Raw genomic sequence first — 16,281 nt, 5'->3', positions numbered from 1 at the left:
GTCAGCTCTTGGCTGCGGCGGCCTTGGGCTTGGTGGCCTTGGCGGCTGCCGGGGCGGGGGCCGACTTGGCGGGGTCGTCGGCCGCCGCGGTGGTGACCGCCGCGTCGGCGCCCGGCTCGGCGGCGGGCTCCTCCGGCCGGACTCCCACGCCCAGCTTCTCCTTGATCTTCTTCTCGATCTCGTTGGCCAGGTCGGGGTTGTCCTTGAGGAAGTTGCGCGCGTTCTCCTTGCCCTGGCCGAGCTGGTCGCCCTCGTACGTGTACCAGGCGCCGGCCTTGCGCACGAAGCCGTGCTCCACGCCCATGTCGATCAGACCGCCCTCGCGGCTGATGCCCTGGCCGTAGAGGATGTCGAACTCGGCCTGCTTGAAGGGCGGCGCGACCTTGTTCTTGACCACCTTGCAGCGCGTGCGGTTGCCGACCGCCTCCGTGCCGTCCTTCAGGGTCTCGATGCGGCGGATGTCGATACGCACCGAGGCGTAGAACTTCAGCGCCCGGCCACCGGTCGTGGTCTCCGGGGAGCCGAACATCACGCCGATCTTCTCGCGGAGCTGGTTGATGAAGATCGCGGTGGTCTTGGACTGGTTGAGCGCACTGGTGATCTTCCGCAGGGCCTGGCTCATCAGGCGGGCCTGAAGACCCACGTGGCTGTCGCCCATCTCGCCCTCGATCTCCGCGCGCGGGACGAGCGCGGCGACGGAGTCGATGACGATGAGGTCCAGGGCACCGGAGCGGACCAGCATGTCCACGATCTCCAGGGCCTGCTCGCCGTTGTCCGGCTGGGACAGGATGAGGTTGTCGATGTCGACGCCGAGCTTGCGCGCGTACTCGGGGTCGAGGGCGTGCTCGGCGTCCACGAAGGCGACCTGGCCGCCGGCCTTCTGCGCGTTCGCCACGGCGTGCAGGGTCAGGGTCGTCTTACCGGAGGACTCCGGTCCGTAGATCTCCACGACACGGCCGCGCGGCAGGCCGCCGACGCCGAGGGCGACGTCGAGGGCGGTCGATCCGGTCGGGATGACCTCGATGGGCTCCTTGGACCGCTCGCCCATGCGCATGACCGCGCCCTTGCCGAATTGCCGTTCAATCTGCGCGAGCGCGGCGTCGAGCGCCTTCTCGCGGTCGGTTCCTGCCATGGGTTCCACCCGGTTTGCTTGAGTCGATCGCTTCACGTCAAAGACGCTAACGCCTGCCACTGACAATGCGCCCCGACGCAGGCCCAGCCTGTGGATAACCGAGGGACATCTACCCGCGAATCGGGACGAAATCCCCAGCCGAAAGCCTCGCCTGAGCCTCCATAAGAATGGATGTTCGATTTTCGTGTCAAGCGCGCCACCCGGCACCGGACGGGGCTTGCGCAGGGTGGGCGGAGATGAACGACGACGACCGGACGCCGGCCCTGTTCCGCGCCCTGGACAGCCTGCCCGGACCGCACCACCTGGAGTACCCCGACGGCTTCGACCACGCCGGGGCCCGGCTCCGGGCGACGGGACTGCGGGACCGGCTCACCCAGGACTTCGGCCGGTCCTGCCGGCTCGACGAGGGCATCCAGGACGCGAGCTTCTCCTTCTCCGTGGACATCCCGGCCGAGGCGACCGGGGCCGGGGTGTCCATCGCCGTGCGGCTGAGCAACTACGGCGATCTGGCGGTGGTCACCACGCCGGAGCCCGGCAGCCATGACGACCTGGACGACGCCGTGCGCGAGGGAGCGCTGTCCCAAGCGGACCGCGACCGGATCACGGCCGCCCTGTCCGACCTGGGCTACCGGCTGGTCGCCCCACGGCTGCTCCAGCGGCCGTACGACGGCGTGACGTGGCTCGTCGACGAGGGCCACGCGACCTGGTGGACCCGGTTCTTCGACCACCTGTGACACGGGCCGGCCTGCTCCCGGTGACGTAGCACGGGTGTCTCCGGCCGGACGACGACCGCGCGGGCCGCGCCCGGAAGCCTTGGGCCCATGAAGATGCCGCGTGCCGCCGTCGACCGCCTCTGTCACACGACGGGGCTGCTCCTCGTCCTGTCCGGCCTCGTCCACCTGGTGGTGTTCGCGGTCGACGGCGGCCCCTGGGACGGTCCCGTCTCCTGGCGCAAGCCCGTCACGTTCGGGCTCTCGTTCGGGGCGACGCTGATCGCGGTCACGTGGGTCACGTCGTACCTGCGGACCGGTGACCGGCCGCGCTCGGTCCTGCTGCTGGTCTTCGCCGCGGACTGCGTGGTGGAGGTGGGCGGCATCACCCTCCAGGCGTGGCGCCGGGTGCCCTCGCACCTGAACAGGGAGACCCCCTTCGACACGGTGGTGTCCATGACGCTCGCGGTGGGCGGCGGCGTCCTGGCGGTCCTGCTCACCGTCTTCGCCGTCGCGTCCTTCCGGCACCGGCCGGCGGGCCCCGCCGGCATGCCGCTCGCCGTGCGTTCCGGTTTCGCGCTCCTGCTGATCGCGCTGGCCTCCGGTGCGGCGATGATCGCGCGCGGGGTCGTCCTGACGCGGACCGGCCACCAGGAGGCGGCCTATCGCTCGACGGCCCCGCTCAAGCCGCTGCACGGCGTGAGCCTGCACGCGGTCCTCGTCCTGCCCCTGCTGGCCCGGCTGCTGTCCCGCACCCCGTGGGACGAGCGGACGCGCCGGCGGATCGTGGCCGTGGCGGCGGGCTGCTACTCGGCGGCCGTCGTCGTGGCCGCCGGGTGGGCGCTCCTGACGTACTGAGGCGGCGCGGATGCGCGCGGGCAGCTACGGCCGCTGTACCCCGCCGGAGCGGCGCTCGACCCAGAGCCGGCGCACGCGCGTGAGCATCCCGGGGCCGCCCGGGCCGCTGCCGCCGCGCCCGTGCACCCGGGGGTCGTCCGTGACGGCGTACCGCTTCACGTACGCCCCCAGGAACGCCTGGAGCGTGGCCACCGCCGGGATGGCGATCAGCGCGCCGACCGCGCCCAGCAGCGCGGTGCCCGCGACGACCGAGCCGAAGGCGACCGCCGGGTGGATGTCGACCGTCTTGGCGGTCAGCTTGGGCTGGAGCATGTAGTTCTCGAACTGCTGGTAGATCACGACGAAGATCAGCACCCAGAGCGCGTACCAGGGGTTGACGGTGAACGCGATCAGCATCGGCAGCGCGCCCGCGAGGTACGTGCCGATGGTGGGGATGAACTGCGAGACCAGGCCCACCCAGACACCGAGCACGGGCGCGTACGGCACGCCGAGGGCCTCCAGCAGGATGTAGTGGGCGATGCCGGAGATGAGCGCCATGAGGCCGCGCGAGTACAGATAGCCGCCCGTCTTGTCGACGGCGATCTCCCAGGCGCGCAGCACCTCGGCCTGCCGTGCGGGCGGCAGGACGGAGCACAGGGCGCGGCGCAGCCGGGGGCCGTCGGCGGCGAAGTAGAAGGAGAACAGCGCGACCGTCAGCAGCTGGAAGAGCCCGCCGAGCACCTGGGCGGAGACGTCGAGGACTCCGGCCGCGCTGTTCTGCACGTACTTGCGCAGCCAGTCGGAGTGGAGCACGCCCTCCTGGACGTCCACCCGTCTGAGGTCGGTGTGGAAGGTCTGGTTGATCCAGTGGATGAGCGAGTCGAGGTAGCCCGGGAAGCCCTCGATCATCTTGACGATCTGGCCGGCCAGCATGGACCCGAGCAGGGTGACGAACCCGGCGGCGAAGACCGTCAACCCGAGGAAGACCAGGAAGGTGGCGAGGCCCCTGCGCATGCCACGGGTCGCCATCCGGCTGACCGCGGGCTCGATCGCGAGGGCCAGGAAGAACGCGATCAATATGTTGATCAAGAGTCCGGTCAGCTGGTGGAAGGCCCAGCTGCCGAGCTGGAACGCGGCGATCAGCGCGAGCGCGAGCACCATGGCACGCGGCAGCCAGCGCGGCATCCGGGCGGCCGGAGCGACGGCGCCGGGGGCCGGAGGCGGGCCGGGCGGGGTCGTAGCGGCCGGAGCTGCCTGCCCGGGGGACGGCTCGCCGTCCTCGGGAGTGAATACCAGGGGGTCCTCGTTGGGTGCCACGCGCCCAGTCTCGCCCACGCCACTGACAACCGGCGCCCCGCGGCGATCTTCGTGACAGATCAGTGCCGTACTGTCGACTTCTTCACCGGCAAACCCGGCATTTCGACCGACGTGTCAGCGCCTCTCACCCGGCACGTCCATCACCGCGCAGACCACGCGCCACACCTCCTTGGCCTCCCAGCCCGCGTCCAGCGCCTGGTTCACCGTGCGTCCGCCCAGTTCCGCCATCACGTGATCGCGCGCGAAGGTGTCGGCGTACCCCGGACCGAAGTGTTCCGCCATCCGCTGCCAGAAGACCGTCAACCGCATGACACCAGTATCCCGCCCCTGAGGGTGGGCCTTGCCCGGGAGCACCTGCCGAGACCGCTTTCCGTCCTACGGTCTGACGCATGGCCGAAACAGGAGCTTCCCCACCCCCCTCCACGCCCCCGGCGCGCTCCCCGCTCTTCCGCGCCGAACAGTTCGTGTGGCTCACCGCGCGCGTGCTGGAGCAGCACCTCTTCGCGTACCACTTCCTGCGCGGCAGCCCGGAGGCGGTGGAAGCGGCACTGGACGCCTACCGCAACGAGGACGGGGGCTACGGGCACGCGCTGGAGCCCGATCTGCGCGGACCGGTCAGCCAGCCTCTGCACACGGCGCACGCCCTGCGCGTGCTGGACGCCATCGGGCGCTGCGGCGGCCAGCGGGTGGAGCGCGTGTGCCGCTATCTGACCTCCGTGTCCACCCCGGACGGCGCCCTGCCGGCGATCCTCCCCGGTCAGCGCGGGTATCCGACGGCGCCGTTCGTCCCGGTCGTCGACGATCCGCCCAGCGATCTGCTGGCCACCGGGCCGGTGGTCGGGCTGCTGCACCGCAACGAGGTGTGGCATGCCTGGCTGTTCCGGGCCACCGACTTCTGCTGGCAGGTGGTGGAGTCCCTGGAGAAGTCCCACCCCTACGAGGTGCAGGCCGCCGTGACCTTCCTGGACTCCGCTCCCGACCGCCCGCGCGCGCAGGCCGCCGCCGACCGGCTGGGCCGCCTGGTGCGGGAGCAGCGGCTCTCTGCGCTGGACCCTGACCGGCTCGACGCGTTCCCGGTCGCGTCCGGCTATGCCCCGGGCGAGCACCACTTCCCGCACGACTTCGCCCGGAGCCCGGACTCGCTCGCGCGCGCGTGGTTCACGGACGACGAGATGACGCGCTCGCTGGACCACTTGGCCGCCGGGCAGGAGGAGGACGGCGGCTGGCCGGTCCGGTGGCGCCGGTGGGCCCCCGCGCCCGCCCTGGAGGCGCGCTCCCTGGTGACGATCGAGGCCCTGTGCACCCTGCGCGCCTACGGCCGTTTCGTGGGCTGACCGGTCCTGGCCACGGTCCGGGGCCCGCCGTCCGCGGGGGCGACCCGCTCGGCCACCGAGGGCCGCCTCACGCGCCGGCCGCCCGCCCCCGCTGACGCGCGGACCGTCTGTCTCACCCGCCGACGGCCCGTACGCCCGCCGTCACCACCACGGCCGCCGCGACGACCAGCAGGAACGGCGCGCGCAGCACGAGTGCCACGGCCGCCGCGCCGAGCCCGGCGGCCCGGGCGTCCAGCGACAGCGCGTGCCCGTCGGCGAACGTCTGCTGGGCCGTGAGCGCGGCGAGCAGGGCGACCGGCAGCAGGGCGGCGAGCCGCCGCACGTACGGCCGCTCGACGGCGTGTGCCGGGACCAGCAGGCCGGCGAGCTTGACGGCGTAGCAGCCGAGGGCGGTCACGCCGATCGCGATCCAGATGTTCACCGGTTCCCCTCCGAGCCGTCCAGGTCCTCCCGTGGGCTACGGCCCCCGCGCCGGCCCTCCGCGAAGAGGGCCAGCGGGGCCGCCAGTGCCGCCACCAGCACCGGCACACCGGCCGGCAGGACGGGCAGCAGACCGAGGCCCAGCAGGACGGCGAGGCCCGCGACCGCACGCTCCGTGGCCGTCTTCAGCATCGGGGCGAGCAGCGCCAGGAACACGGCCGGCCCCGCCGCGTCCAGGCCCCACGCGCGCGTGTCACCGATCGCCCGCGCACCCAGGGCGCCGAGCAGCGTGGTCAGGTTCCACAGCACGTACAGGCTGAGCCCGGTGACGGTGAAGCCGAGCCGCGCGGCCCGCCGGGTCGGCTGGGCCAGGGTGACCGCGGTGGTCTCGTCGATCACCCACTGCGCGGCGAACGGCCGTACCGCGCGCGGGAGGGCGAGGAGCTGGGAGAGCCGCAGTCCGTAGAAGGCGTTGCGCACGCCCAGGAAGAGGGCACCCGCGGCGGCCGTGAACGGGTTGCCGCCGGCGGCGAGCGCCCCGACCAGCGCGAACTGGGAGGCGCCGGTGAACACCAGGAGACTGAGCGCGCAGGTCTGGAGCAGTCCGAGTCCGCTGCCGGCCGAGGTCACTCCGAAGGCGAATCCGGACAGGCCCACGGCGACGCCGACCCCGAGGGCGTCCCGTACGACGGCCGCGTCCGGCTTGTCCGCGCCGTCGGAGGTCTGGTTCGTGAGTGCTATGTGCTGTGCCACGCCCCGGACGGTACGGGCGGCCGTCAGCCCGCGTCTTGTACGTTCTTGCGCTCTCTCGGCCCCGCGTGATCCCCCAGCTCCGCGCGCTCACCGAAGCCGGCGCGCTCGCGCTGGTACGCGCCCGGGGGCACGCCGACGATCCGGGCGAAGTGCCGGTTGAGGTGGGGCTGGTCGGTGAAGCCGACGGCGACGGCCGCCTCGGCAGGGGGCGTCCCCGCGTCCAGCAGCAGCCGCGCGTGGCGCACGCGGGCGTCGGTCAGCCAGGTGTGCGGCGGCATGCCGTAGGCGTCGCGGAACGCCCGCAGCAGGGCGAACGGGCTGGTCCCGAGGTCGGCGGCCAACTGTTCCAGGGTCGGCGGTGCGGCCATCCGCTCCTCCAGCACCGCACGCGCGCGTGCCGCGATCCGCGCGCCGGCCGTCCGGGGCCGCCGCTGGGGCAGGGGGCCGCCGTTCAGCCGCAGCAGCCTGGTCACGGCGACCCGCAGGAGCGTGTCGGCGGCCAGGGCGTTGCCCTCGTCGGCGGCGCGCAGCACCTGGTGCACCAGGCGGACGGTGCCGGGGTCGTCGAGGACGGGGCTGACGAAGCCCGGCGTGCCCCGGAGGGTGGTGGTCTCGGCGGCGATCGCGGCGACCACGTCCGGCGACGGGTACAGGGCGCCGTACCGCCAGCCCTCGGGCACCCCGGCCCGGCCGGTGTGCGGCGTGTCCGGGTTGACGAGGGCGAGCGCTCCCGCACCGGCGGAGACGTCGGAGCCCCGGTGGTGGAAGACCTCGACGCCGTCGGCGATGGCCGCGATCACGAAGTTCTCGTGGGTGTGCCGGATGAAGGTCTTGCGGATGTACCGGGCCCGCAGCAGGTCGACCCCGGGCAGCTCCGCGTACCGCCAGTGCCGTGCCCGCTCCCCTGAACCCGCCATGGGCCCATTGTCCGCCCCGCCCACCACCCCGCCGGCTCCGCCCGTTCCGCCGCTACCCCGCCGGCTCCTTCCGTCCCGGCCCGGCTCCGCACGGTCGGACCCCGCTCGCACGGTCGGCCCCGGCTCCCCCCGACTCCGCAGGTCCAGCCGGCCACGGGCCCTGCCCCCGCCCCGCCCCGCACGCTCGGCTCGGCAGCGGTCAGCACCGGCCATCGCCCCGCGGCGCCCCGCCCGATCCCGAGCGCCCACAGCCCCTCGCCGCCGGCGCGACCGCCCACGCCCCTCGGCACTCCGCGTCACACGCCCGTACTCGCCCCGTTTGCCCAGGTCAGGGCGATTGTCAGTGGGTGGGTGCAGGATGGACGCATGGTCAGCTCCGCACACCGAGCCCTCGACGGCTTCTCCCCCGCGACCCGCGGCTGGTTCACGGGGGCCTTCTCCGCGCCCACCGCGGCCCAGGCGGGCGCGTGGCAGGCCATCGGGGAGGGCTCGGACGTGCTGGTTGTCGCCCCGACCGGCTCCGGCAAGACGCTGGCCGCGTTCCTCGCCGCCCTCGACCAGCTGGCCTCGACCCCGCCCCCGGCCGATCCGAAGAAGCGCTGCCGGGTGCTGTACGTGTCCCCGCTGAAGGCCCTGGCGGTCGACGTCGAGCGCAATCTGCGCAGCCCGCTGACCGGTATCCGCCAGGAGTCCGTGCGGCTGGGCCTGCCCGAGCCCGAGGTCAGGGTCGGCATCCGCTCCGGCGACACCCCGGCCGCCGAGCGCCGCGCCCTGTCCACGCGCCCGCCGGACATCCTGATCACCACCCCCGAGTCGCTGTTCCTGATGCTGACGTCGGCCACGCGCGACGCGCTCACGGGCGTGGAGACGGTGATCCTGGACGAGGTGCACGCGGTAGCGGGCACCAAGCGCGGCGCGCACCTCGCGCTCTCCCTGGAGCGGCTGGACGAGCTGCTGCCCAAACCCGCCCGCCGGATCGGCCTGTCGGCAACCGTGCGCCCGGTGGACGAGGTGGCCCGGTATCTGTCCCCCCGCCGCAAGGTGGAGATCGTCCAGCCCGAGTCCGGCAAGGAGTTCGACCTCTCCGTGGTCGTCCCGGTCGAGGACATGGGCGAGCTGGCGGGCGCCCCGGCCGCCGACGCCTCCGAGGGCGGGGAGCGGCCGTCGATCTGGCCGCACGTGGAGGAGCGGATCGCCGACCTGGTGCAGGCCCACCGGTCCACGATCGTCTTCGCCAACTCCCGCCGTCTGGCGGAGCGGTTGTGCAACCGGCTCAACGAGATCGCGTACGAGCGCGCCACCGGCGAGACCCTGGAGGAGCACCACTCCCCCGCCCAGCTGATGGGCGGCTCCGGCGCGGCCCAGGGCGCGCCGCCGGTGATCGCCCGCGCGCACCACGGCTCGGTCTCCAAGGAGCAGCGTGCCCTCGTCGAGGAGGACCTCAAGGCAGGGCGGCTGCCCGCGGTGGTGGCCACCTCCAGCCTCGAACTCGGCATCGACATGGGCGCCGTGGACCTGGTGGTGCAGGTCGAGTCCCCGCCGTCGGTCGCCTCCGGTCTCCAGCGGGTGGGCCGCGCGGGACACCAGGTCGGCGCCGTCTCCACCGGTGTCGTCTTCCCGAAGTACCGCGGCGACCTGGTCCAGGCCGCCGTGGTCACCGAGCGGATGCGCACGGGCGCGATCGAGTCGCTGAAGGTGCCCGCGAACCCGCTGGACGTGCTCGCGCAGCAGCTGGTCGCCATGACGGCGCTGGACACCTGGCAGTTCGACGACCTGCTCGCCGTGGTCCGCCGGGCGGCCCCGTTCGCCTCGCTGCCCGAGTCGGCGTTCACGGCGACGCTGGACATGCTGGCGGGCCGCTATCCGTCGGACGCGTTCGCGGAGCTGCGCCCGCGCGTGGTGTGGGACCGCGTCACCGGTGACATCACCGGCCGTCCGGGCGCCCAGCGCCTCGCCGTCACCTCCGGTGGCACGATCCCGGACCGCGGCCTGTTCGGCGTCTTCCTCGCCGGTTCCGACCCCAAGAAGGGCGGCGGCCGGGTCGGCGAGCTGGACGAGGAGATGGTCTACGAGTCCCGGGTGGGCGACGTCTTCACGCTGGGCACGAGTTCCTGGCGGATCGAGGACATCACGCGCGACCGCGTCCTCGTCTCGCCCGCGCCGGGCGTGCCGGGCCGGCTGCCCTTCTGGAAGGGCGACCAGCTGGGCCGGCCCCTGGAGCTGGGCCGCGCGGTGGGCGCGTTCCTGCGCGAGGTCGGCTCGCTGCCCAAGGACGACGCCCGGCTGCGGCTGCTGGCGGCGGGCCTGGACGCGTGGGCGGCGGACAACGTGCTGTCGTACCTGGGCGAGCAGCGCGAGGCCTGCGGTCACGTCCCGGACGACCGCACGATCGTCGTGGAGCGGTTCCGTGACGAGCTGGGCGACTGGCGGGTCGTCGTCCACTCGCCCTTCGGCGCCCAGGTCCACGCCCCCTGGGCGCTCGCCCTCGGCGCCCGCCTGTCCGAGCGGTACGGCATGGACGCGCAGGTCATGCACGCCGACGACGGCATCGTGCTGCGCCTGCCCGACGCCGACCTGATGGGCCTGGACCTGCTCGACCAGGAGCCCATGAAGGCCGGCACCGAGTACGACGGCGACCAGGCCCCGGTCGGCGCGGCCGACGTCGCCTTCGACAAGGGCGAGGTCGACCAGGTCGTCACCGACCAGGTCGGCGGTTCGGCGCTGTTCGCCTCCAGGTTCCGTGAATGCGCCGCCCGCGCCCTGCTGCTGCCGCGCCGCAATCCCGGCAAGCGCACCCCGCTGTGGCAGCAGCGCCAGCGGGCGGCGCAGCTCCTCCAGGTGGCGAGCGAGTTCGGCTCGTTCCCGATCGTCCTGGAGGCGGTCCGCGAGTGCCTCCAGGACGTCTTCGACGTCCCCGGGCTGGTCGAGCTGATGGGTGACATCGAGTCCCGCAAGGTGCGCCTGGTCGAGGTCACCACCCCGGAGCCGTCCCCGTTCGCCCGCTCCCTGCTCTTCGGGTACGTCGCCCAGTTCCTGTACGAGGGCGACTCCCCGCTGGCCGAGCGGCGCGCCGCCGCGCTGTCGCTGGACTCGCGGCTGCTGGCCGAGCTGCTGGGCCAGGCGGAGCTGCGCGAACTGCTCGACGCCGAGGTGCTGACCGAGCTGGAGCGCGAGCTCCAGTGGCTCACCGAGGACCGCCGGGTCAAGGACGTCGAGGGCGTCGCCGACGTGCTCCGGCTGCTCGGCCCGCTCACCGACGCGGAACTGGTCGCGCGCGGTGCGGACGCGCAGTGGGCGCGGGAGCTGGCCGGGGCCCGCCGGGCGATCAAGGTGCGGATCGCGGGCGCCGAGCACTGGGCGGCCGTCGAGGACGCGGGCCGGCTGCGCGACGCGCTCGGCACGGCGCTGCCGGTCGGCGTCCCCGAGGCGTTCACCGAGCCGGTCAAGGACCCACTGGGCGACCTCCTCGCGCGCTACGCCCGTACCCACGGCCCGTTCACCTCGGCCACCGCGGCGGCCCGGTTCGGCCTGGGCGTGGCGGTCACCGAGGGCGCGCTACAGCGGCTGGCCGCGGCCGGCCGGATCGTGCAGGGCGAGTTCCACCCGGCGGGCATCGGCCAGGAGTGGTGCGACGCGGCCGTGCTGCGCCGGCTGCGCCGCCGTTCCCTCGCGGCCCTGCGGCACGAGCTGGAGCCCGTGCCGCCCGCCGCGCTCGCCCAGTTCCTGCCGCAGTGGCAGCACATCGGCAAGGGCCATGGTCTGCGGGGCATCGACGGACTGGTGCGGGCCGTCGAGCAATTGCAGGGTGCCTCCGTGCCGGCCTCCGCGCTGGAGAAGCTGGTCCTGCCCTCCCGCGTGGCGAACTACACGCCCTCGATGCTGGACGAGCTGACCGCCGCGGGCGAGGTGGTGTGGGCCGGAGCGGGCGCCCTGCCCGGCAAGGACGGCTGGGTCTCCCTCTACCTGGCGGACGCGGCCCCGCTGCTGCTCCCGGCACCGCACCCACTGGAGCTGACCGCGCTCCACCAGTCGGTCCTCGACGCCCTCTCCGGCGGCTACGGCCTGTTCTTCCGGCAGATCGCCGACCAGGTCCGCGCCACCACGCACCCCGACGTCACCGACCCCCAGCTGGCCGACGCGCTGTGGGACCTGGCCTGGTCGGGCCGGCTCACCAACGACACCCTGGCGCCGATGCGCTCCCTGCTGGGCTCGGGTCGTACGGCCGGCTCGACCGCCCATCGTGCCAAGCGTGCCGTCCCGCGCGGGCGCTACGGCTCCCTGACGGCCGCCGCGCGCACCGCCTCCCGCACCGGCCCGCCGACCGTCGCCGGCCGCTGGTCACTGCTGCCCGCCGCCGAGCCGGACGCCACCGTGCGCGCCCACGCGCTGGCCCGCACACTCCTGGACCGGCACGGTGTGGTCACCCGGGGCGCGGTCGCCGCGGAGGGAGTCGAGGGCGGCTTCTCAGCGGTGTACCGGGTGCTGTCGGCGTTCGAGGAGAGCGGTCAGGCCCGGCGCGGTTACGTGGTCGAGGGGCTGGGCGCGGCCCAGTTCGCCATGGACGGCGCGGTGGACCGCCTCCGCGCGGTGGCGAACGCCCGCGAACGGGCGGAGGGCCTGCCGGCCCCGGCCCGCCCCCAGGGCTTCGGCATCCCAGGCGGTGCGAACGGCTTCGGCGCCCCGGCTGCCATGAACGGCTTCGCCGGGCCGGACCTCCCGAACCCGTTCGACGAGCCGGACGGTCCCGGCAGCGCCACCGGCACCCCGCACGGCCACGCACCCACCGGCGTCTTCGACGAAGCCGACGGCGGCTTCGGTCATCCCGGCCTGGACGGCGACTTCACCTGGCCTCCGGAGGACCCCTCCGGAGGCGACGGCACCCCCACGGCAGCCCGCGACCACGCCGACCCGTTCGCCTCCCCCGGCTACGGCGGCCCCCGCGGCGGCGGCTCCACCCACTCCGGCCCGACCTCCTACGGCGCGGCCCCGTACCGCGGCTACGGCAACGGTCGCTCGGGCACCGCCACGCCCGACCCCCGCGCCGTGGTCCTCGCCGCGGCCGACCCCGCGAACGCGTACGGCTCCGCGCTGCCCTGGCCGGAACCGCCGAGCGGAGCCGGGCACAAGCCGGGCCGTAAGGCGGGCTCGCTGGTCGTCCTGGTGGAGGGCGAGCTCACGCTGTACATGGAGCGCGGCGGCAAGACGCTGCTGGCCTGGCCGACCGCCACGGACACGGCCGCCACGGACGACCCCCGTCTACGCACGGCCGCCGAGGCGCTGGCCGCGGCAGCCCGCGCGGGCTCGCTCGGCACGGTCACGGTCGAGCGGATCAACGGCACCCCGGCCCTGACCTCCCCCATAGGCACCCTCCTGGAGGCGGCGGGGTTCGTGGCAACACCGCGCGGCCTGCGCCTGAGAGCGTGAGGCCCGGTCGGCCGGGCAGCGGGGCCGGTGCCGACACGGGGCCGATCCCGGTCCCGTCAATCCGCGTCCCGCCGCCCCCGCCCCCTCTCACCCCACCATGGCACCCTTGACCCATGCCCGAAGGTGACACGGTCTGGCAGGCCGCCCGGCGGCTGCATGAGGCTCTCGCGGGCAAGGCGCTGACCCGCAGCGACTTCCGCGTGCCGAAGTACGCCACGGTCGACCTGACCGGCCGCGGGGTGCTGAACACGATCCCGCGCGGAAAGCACATCCTCACCCGGTTCGAGGGCGGCCTCACCCTGCACACCCACCTGCGCATGGAGGGCGCGTGGAAGGTGTACGGCACGGGCGAGCGCTGGCGGGGCGGACCGGCGTACCAGATCCGGGCGGTCCTCGGCACCGCCGACCGTACGGCCGTCGGCTACCGGCTACAGGTCCTGGAGCTGCTGCGCACGACCGAGGAGGAGCGGGTCGTCGGCCACCTCGGCCCCGACCTGCTCGGCCCGGACTGGGACCCCGAGCGGGCCTTGGCCAACGTCCTGGCTGACCCGTCCCGCGAGCTCGGCGAGGCCCTGCTGGACCAGCGCAACCTGGCCGGCATCGGCAACGTCTACAAAAGCGAGCTGTGCTTCCTCCTCGGCGTCACGCCCTGGCTGCCGGCCGGGGCGCTCCCCGCGGACGTCGCCCGGCAACTGCCCGCGCTGGCCAAGCGACTGCTGGAGACCAACCGCGACCGCCCGGTCCGGCAGACCACCGGCCTGCACCGGTACGACCTGTTCGTCTACGGCCGCGCACCCCGCCCGTGCCTGCGCTGCCACACCCCCGTGCGGGTGGCCGACCAGGGCGACGGCTCCCAGGAACGCCCCACCTACTGGTGTCCCACCTGCCAGCCGGGCCCCGCCCCCGCCCCCGGCACGCCCCAACGCTGGCGCGACAAATACCCGCGCCGCACCCGCTGACCGTCCGGCCTGACCGACCGGCCCCAGCCCCAGCCCTCAGCCCTCAGCCCTCAGCCCCCCAGGCCGAAACCCCCTCGCCCACGCCGTCACACCCGCCCCACGCCCCGCACCCGGCACCGCGCACCACACACCCCGCACCCCGAGCAGACCCACCAATTGACGGACCGTCAGAAATGCTCGTACCGTCCCCTCATGGCCCTCACCGCGTACGACCTCAGCGGACGCACCGCCTTCGTCACCGGAGCCGCAAGCGGCATCGGGCGAGCCTCCGCCGTACTGCTGGCCGGGGCGGGTGCCACGGTGCACTGTGCCGACCGGGACGCCGACGGCCTGGACGGCACGGCCGCGCTGATCGAGGACGGCGGCGGCAAGCCCCGTACCCACGTCCTCGACATCACCGACCGGGCCCGGCTGGGCGAGGCGGTCCGGTCCTGCGGCCGGCTGGACGTGCTGGCGGCGATCGCCGGGATCATGCACAGCAGTCCGGTGCTGGAGACCCGCGACGAGGATCTCGACCGGGTGCTGGACGTCAACTTCAAGGGTGTGCTCCACGCCTGCCAGGAGGCGGCCCGGCTGATGCTCGCCCACCGGACCCGCGGCAGCATCGTCACCATGGCCTCCGGCGCGGTGGACACCGGTGGCGCAGGGCTGCTCTGCTACGGCGCGGCGAAGGCGGCCGTGGTGCAGTTGACCAAGACGCTGGCCACCGAGGTCGGCCCGCACGGCATCCGGGTCAACGCGGTCGCGCCGGGCTGGATCCGCACTCCCATGACCGACCGGCACGACCGCGAGGCACAGGTGCACACGGAGGCCGCGATGACCCGGATGACCCCGCTGGGCCGGGTCGGCGAACCGGACGACGTCGCGCACGCGGTGCTGTATCTGGCGTCGGACGCGTCGGCGTTCATGACGGGCCAGATACTTCGCCCGAACGGGGGCGTGGCGATGCCTTGGTGACGTCCCCCGCCCGCCAGGCGGCCACCCAGCGCCCCGGGTGCACGGCGCCGGTCGCGCGCCCCTTGGGCACACAGTGCACGGGCAGCAGGCTGATCCCCCAGCCGCCGGCGGCGACGGCCCCTTCCAGCACGCCCGAGCCCTCTCCCACGGCGAGCCGCAGCACGGCCCACCACCACACCGCTCCCAGGCCGAGCGCCAGTCCCCAGCGCACTGTCCGTCCCGCCATGCCCGCCATCACCTCCAGCCGGACGCTAGACCGCCGCCCCGACCGCGCGGGAGGCGCACCGAGGGCTCACTGATGCAGCACCGGGAGGCAAGCAGCCCGCACGGCGTTCACGGCGGACTTCCCGTGCAGGGCACCGGCCCCGGCCCCACCTCTTACGCGTTCTCCGCCTGGAACATCCAGTGATGCTTCTCCAGGTCCGCGGTGATCCCGATGAACATGTCCTGGGACACCGGGTCGGGCTCCCCCGTCGCCTTCACCCGCTCCCGCATCCTCGTGATCACCGAGCCCAGCGCGTCCACCATCGTCCCGACCGCGTCCGCGTCCTTGATCCACCCGGCCGGGGACGTCTTGATGCCGCTGCCGGAGGCCACCGTGCCGGCGCGTCCGTCGGGCGGTACGCCCAGCGCCGAGGCCCGCTCGGCCACCGTGTCCATGTGGGTGCGGGCGGAATCGACGACCTCGTCCAGCTGGAGGTGGACGGAGCGGAAGCGGGGACCGACGATGTTCCAGTGGATCTGCTTGGCGACCAGGGAGAGGTCCACGAGATCGACGAGGGCGCCCTGGAGCGCCTCGGACACGGTCTTCAGGTCCTCGTCGGCCAACGGGCTCTTCACGACGTACATCCGCTTCCTCCGGTGTTCAGGCGCCGTCACGTCCCTCCCACCATGACCGCACCCCACACCACCGGCAAACGGGCGCACACCGGGCACTGAGCGCGAAAAAGCCCCGACCGGCTCCTCAGGTCTCCCTGGAGAAGCCGGCCGGGGCTCAAGCCGTATCGGACGGTGGCGGATCGTCACTCGTCCCGGATCGTCAGATTGCGCACGGGCACCTCACGCGGCGACGACGTCCACCGCTTCCGCGGGCGCCTTGATGGTCACCCGTTCCGGTGGCACGCCGGTCACCGACACGGAACCCAGCATCGGCCGGACCGGTGTGGGCACGGGCTCGGTGGCCCGGGCGGACTGGGCCAGTTCGGCGAGCGCCAGTTCGTCGCTCACCTCTCGCATGAGTTCCGACATCCGTACGTCCAGCGCGTCGCAGATGGCGGCGAGCAGCTCGGAGGAAGCCTCCTTCTGCCCCCGCTCCACCTCGGAGAGATAGCCGAGTGAGACTCGGGCGGACGAGGAGACTTCGCGCAGAGTACGGCCCTGGCGTTGGCGCTGCCGACGCAGCACGTCACCCAGCAGGCGACGGAGCAGAATCATCGGTGGCTCCCTCCTCGGACCGCGTAGCCGCATCCTTCTCGCCCCACCGTACCGCCTTGCGCCGCGGCCGTGCGGGGAGCGATGTCG

Annotated in this window: 15 protein-coding genes; 6 read left to right on the top strand and 9 right to left on the bottom strand. The window is 73.7% G+C overall.

Translation table 11 applies throughout. The features are described 5' to 3' along the window. Nucleotide 1: 1 nt before the first annotated feature. Nucleotides 2-1,132, bottom strand: coding sequence for a recombinase RecA (gene recA / locus IE294_RS00130; RefSeq protein WP_189814141.1), 1,131 nt, complete (start codon nt 1,130-1,132; stop codon nt 2-4). Nucleotides 1,133-1,368: 236 nt separating this feature from the next. Between recA and IE294_RS00125 the strand changes: the two genes are divergently transcribed. Beyond that, complete coding sequence (locus tag IE294_RS00125; protein WP_189881143.1) at nt 1,369-1,866, top strand: hypothetical protein; 498 nt, start codon at nt 1,369-1,371, stop codon at nt 1,864-1,866. A gap of 87 nt (nt 1,867-1,953) precedes the next feature. Beyond that, nucleotides 1,954-2,700: a hypothetical protein gene (locus tag IE294_RS00120; RefSeq protein WP_189881142.1), complete on the top strand. Its 747-nt coding sequence runs from the start codon at nt 1,954-1,956 to the stop codon at nt 2,698-2,700. Nucleotides 2,701-2,724: 24 nt separating this feature from the next. Here IE294_RS00120 and IE294_RS00115 read toward each other — a convergent pair whose 3' ends face one another. Further along, nucleotides 2,725-3,864 (bottom strand): AI-2E family transporter, encoded by a 1,140-nt coding sequence (locus tag IE294_RS00115; protein WP_306433306.1) that lies wholly within the window; start codon nt 3,862-3,864, stop codon nt 2,725-2,727. Between the two features lie 246 nt (nt 3,865-4,110). Further along, a complete protein-coding gene (locus IE294_RS00110; RefSeq protein ID WP_189881141.1) occupies nt 4,111-4,305 on the bottom strand; it encodes a DUF3046 domain-containing protein in 195 nt (64 codons plus the stop codon). Between the two features lie 80 nt (nt 4,306-4,385). Here IE294_RS00110 and IE294_RS00105 point away from each other — a divergent pair, with 80 nt between their 5' ends. Further along, complete coding sequence (locus tag IE294_RS00105) at nt 4,386-5,330, top strand: hypothetical protein (RefSeq protein ID WP_189881140.1); 945 nt, start codon at nt 4,386-4,388, stop codon at nt 5,328-5,330. Between the two features lie 112 nt (nt 5,331-5,442). Here the strand turns inward: IE294_RS00105 and IE294_RS00100 are convergent, their stop codons facing one another. From IE294_RS00100 to IE294_RS00090, 3 genes are read right to left on the bottom strand one after another with little or no spacing between them, the layout of a single operon-like run. Beyond that, nucleotides 5,443-5,751 (bottom strand): AzlD domain-containing protein, encoded by a 309-nt coding sequence (locus tag IE294_RS00100; RefSeq protein ID WP_189881139.1) that lies wholly within the window; start codon nt 5,749-5,751, stop codon nt 5,443-5,445. Further along, entirely contained in the window at nt 5,748-6,503 is a 756-nt protein-coding gene (locus IE294_RS00095; RefSeq protein ID WP_189881138.1) for an AzlC family ABC transporter permease, read from the bottom strand. Before IE294_RS00095 ends, IE294_RS00100 begins: the two co-directional genes overlap by 4 nt. 23 nt (nt 6,504-6,526) lie before the next feature. Continuing rightward, nucleotides 6,527-7,420, bottom strand: a complete 894-nt coding sequence (locus IE294_RS00090) for an AraC family transcriptional regulator (RefSeq protein WP_189881137.1) — start codon at nt 7,418-7,420, stop codon at nt 6,527-6,529. Nucleotides 7,421-7,786: 366 nt separating this feature from the next. Between IE294_RS00090 and IE294_RS00085 the strand changes: the two genes are divergently transcribed. The 3 genes from IE294_RS00085 (at nt 7,787) to IE294_RS00075 (ending at nt 14,760) form a co-directional block, all read left to right on the top strand. Next, nucleotides 7,787-12,844 carry an ATP-dependent helicase gene (locus IE294_RS00085; protein ID WP_189881136.1) on the top strand — a complete coding sequence of 1,686 codons (5,058 nt, stop codon included), beginning with the start codon at nt 7,787-7,789 and terminating at the stop codon, nt 12,842-12,844. Between the two features lie 113 nt (nt 12,845-12,957). Continuing rightward, nucleotides 12,958-13,803, top strand: coding sequence for an Fpg/Nei family DNA glycosylase (locus IE294_RS00080; RefSeq protein WP_189881135.1), 846 nt, complete (start codon nt 12,958-12,960; stop codon nt 13,801-13,803). A gap of 192 nt (nt 13,804-13,995) precedes the next feature. Continuing rightward, on the top strand, nt 13,996-14,760 hold the full coding sequence (locus IE294_RS00075; RefSeq protein ID WP_189881134.1) for an SDR family NAD(P)-dependent oxidoreductase: 765 nt from the start codon (nt 13,996-13,998) through the stop codon (nt 14,758-14,760). Here IE294_RS00075 and IE294_RS00070 read toward each other — a convergent pair. From IE294_RS00070 to IE294_RS00060, 3 genes are all read right to left on the bottom strand, one after another. Further along, nucleotides 14,708-14,986 (bottom strand): hypothetical protein, encoded by a 279-nt coding sequence (locus tag IE294_RS00070; RefSeq protein ID WP_189881133.1) that lies wholly within the window; start codon nt 14,984-14,986, stop codon nt 14,708-14,710. The genes IE294_RS00075 and IE294_RS00070 overlap by 53 nt on opposite strands. A gap of 152 nt (nt 14,987-15,138) precedes the next feature. Then, complete coding sequence (locus IE294_RS00065; RefSeq protein WP_189881132.1) at nt 15,139-15,609, bottom strand: Dps family protein; 471 nt, start codon at nt 15,607-15,609, stop codon at nt 15,139-15,141. A gap of 210 nt (nt 15,610-15,819) precedes the next feature. Beyond that, nucleotides 15,820-16,194, bottom strand: coding sequence for a helix-turn-helix domain-containing protein (locus tag IE294_RS00060; RefSeq protein WP_014675397.1), 375 nt, complete (start codon nt 16,192-16,194; stop codon nt 15,820-15,822). Nucleotides 16,195-16,281: the final 87 nt, after the last annotated feature.

Origin of the sequence: Streptomyces canarius (assembly GCF_014650735.1) — a bacterium.
In the GTDB taxonomy this organism is placed as follows: Bacteria; Actinomycetota; Actinomycetes; order Streptomycetales; family Streptomycetaceae; genus Streptomyces; species Streptomyces olivaceoviridis.
The sequence above is the reverse complement of the archived record's forward strand: the minus strand, read 5'-3'. Positions and strand labels throughout refer to the sequence as shown.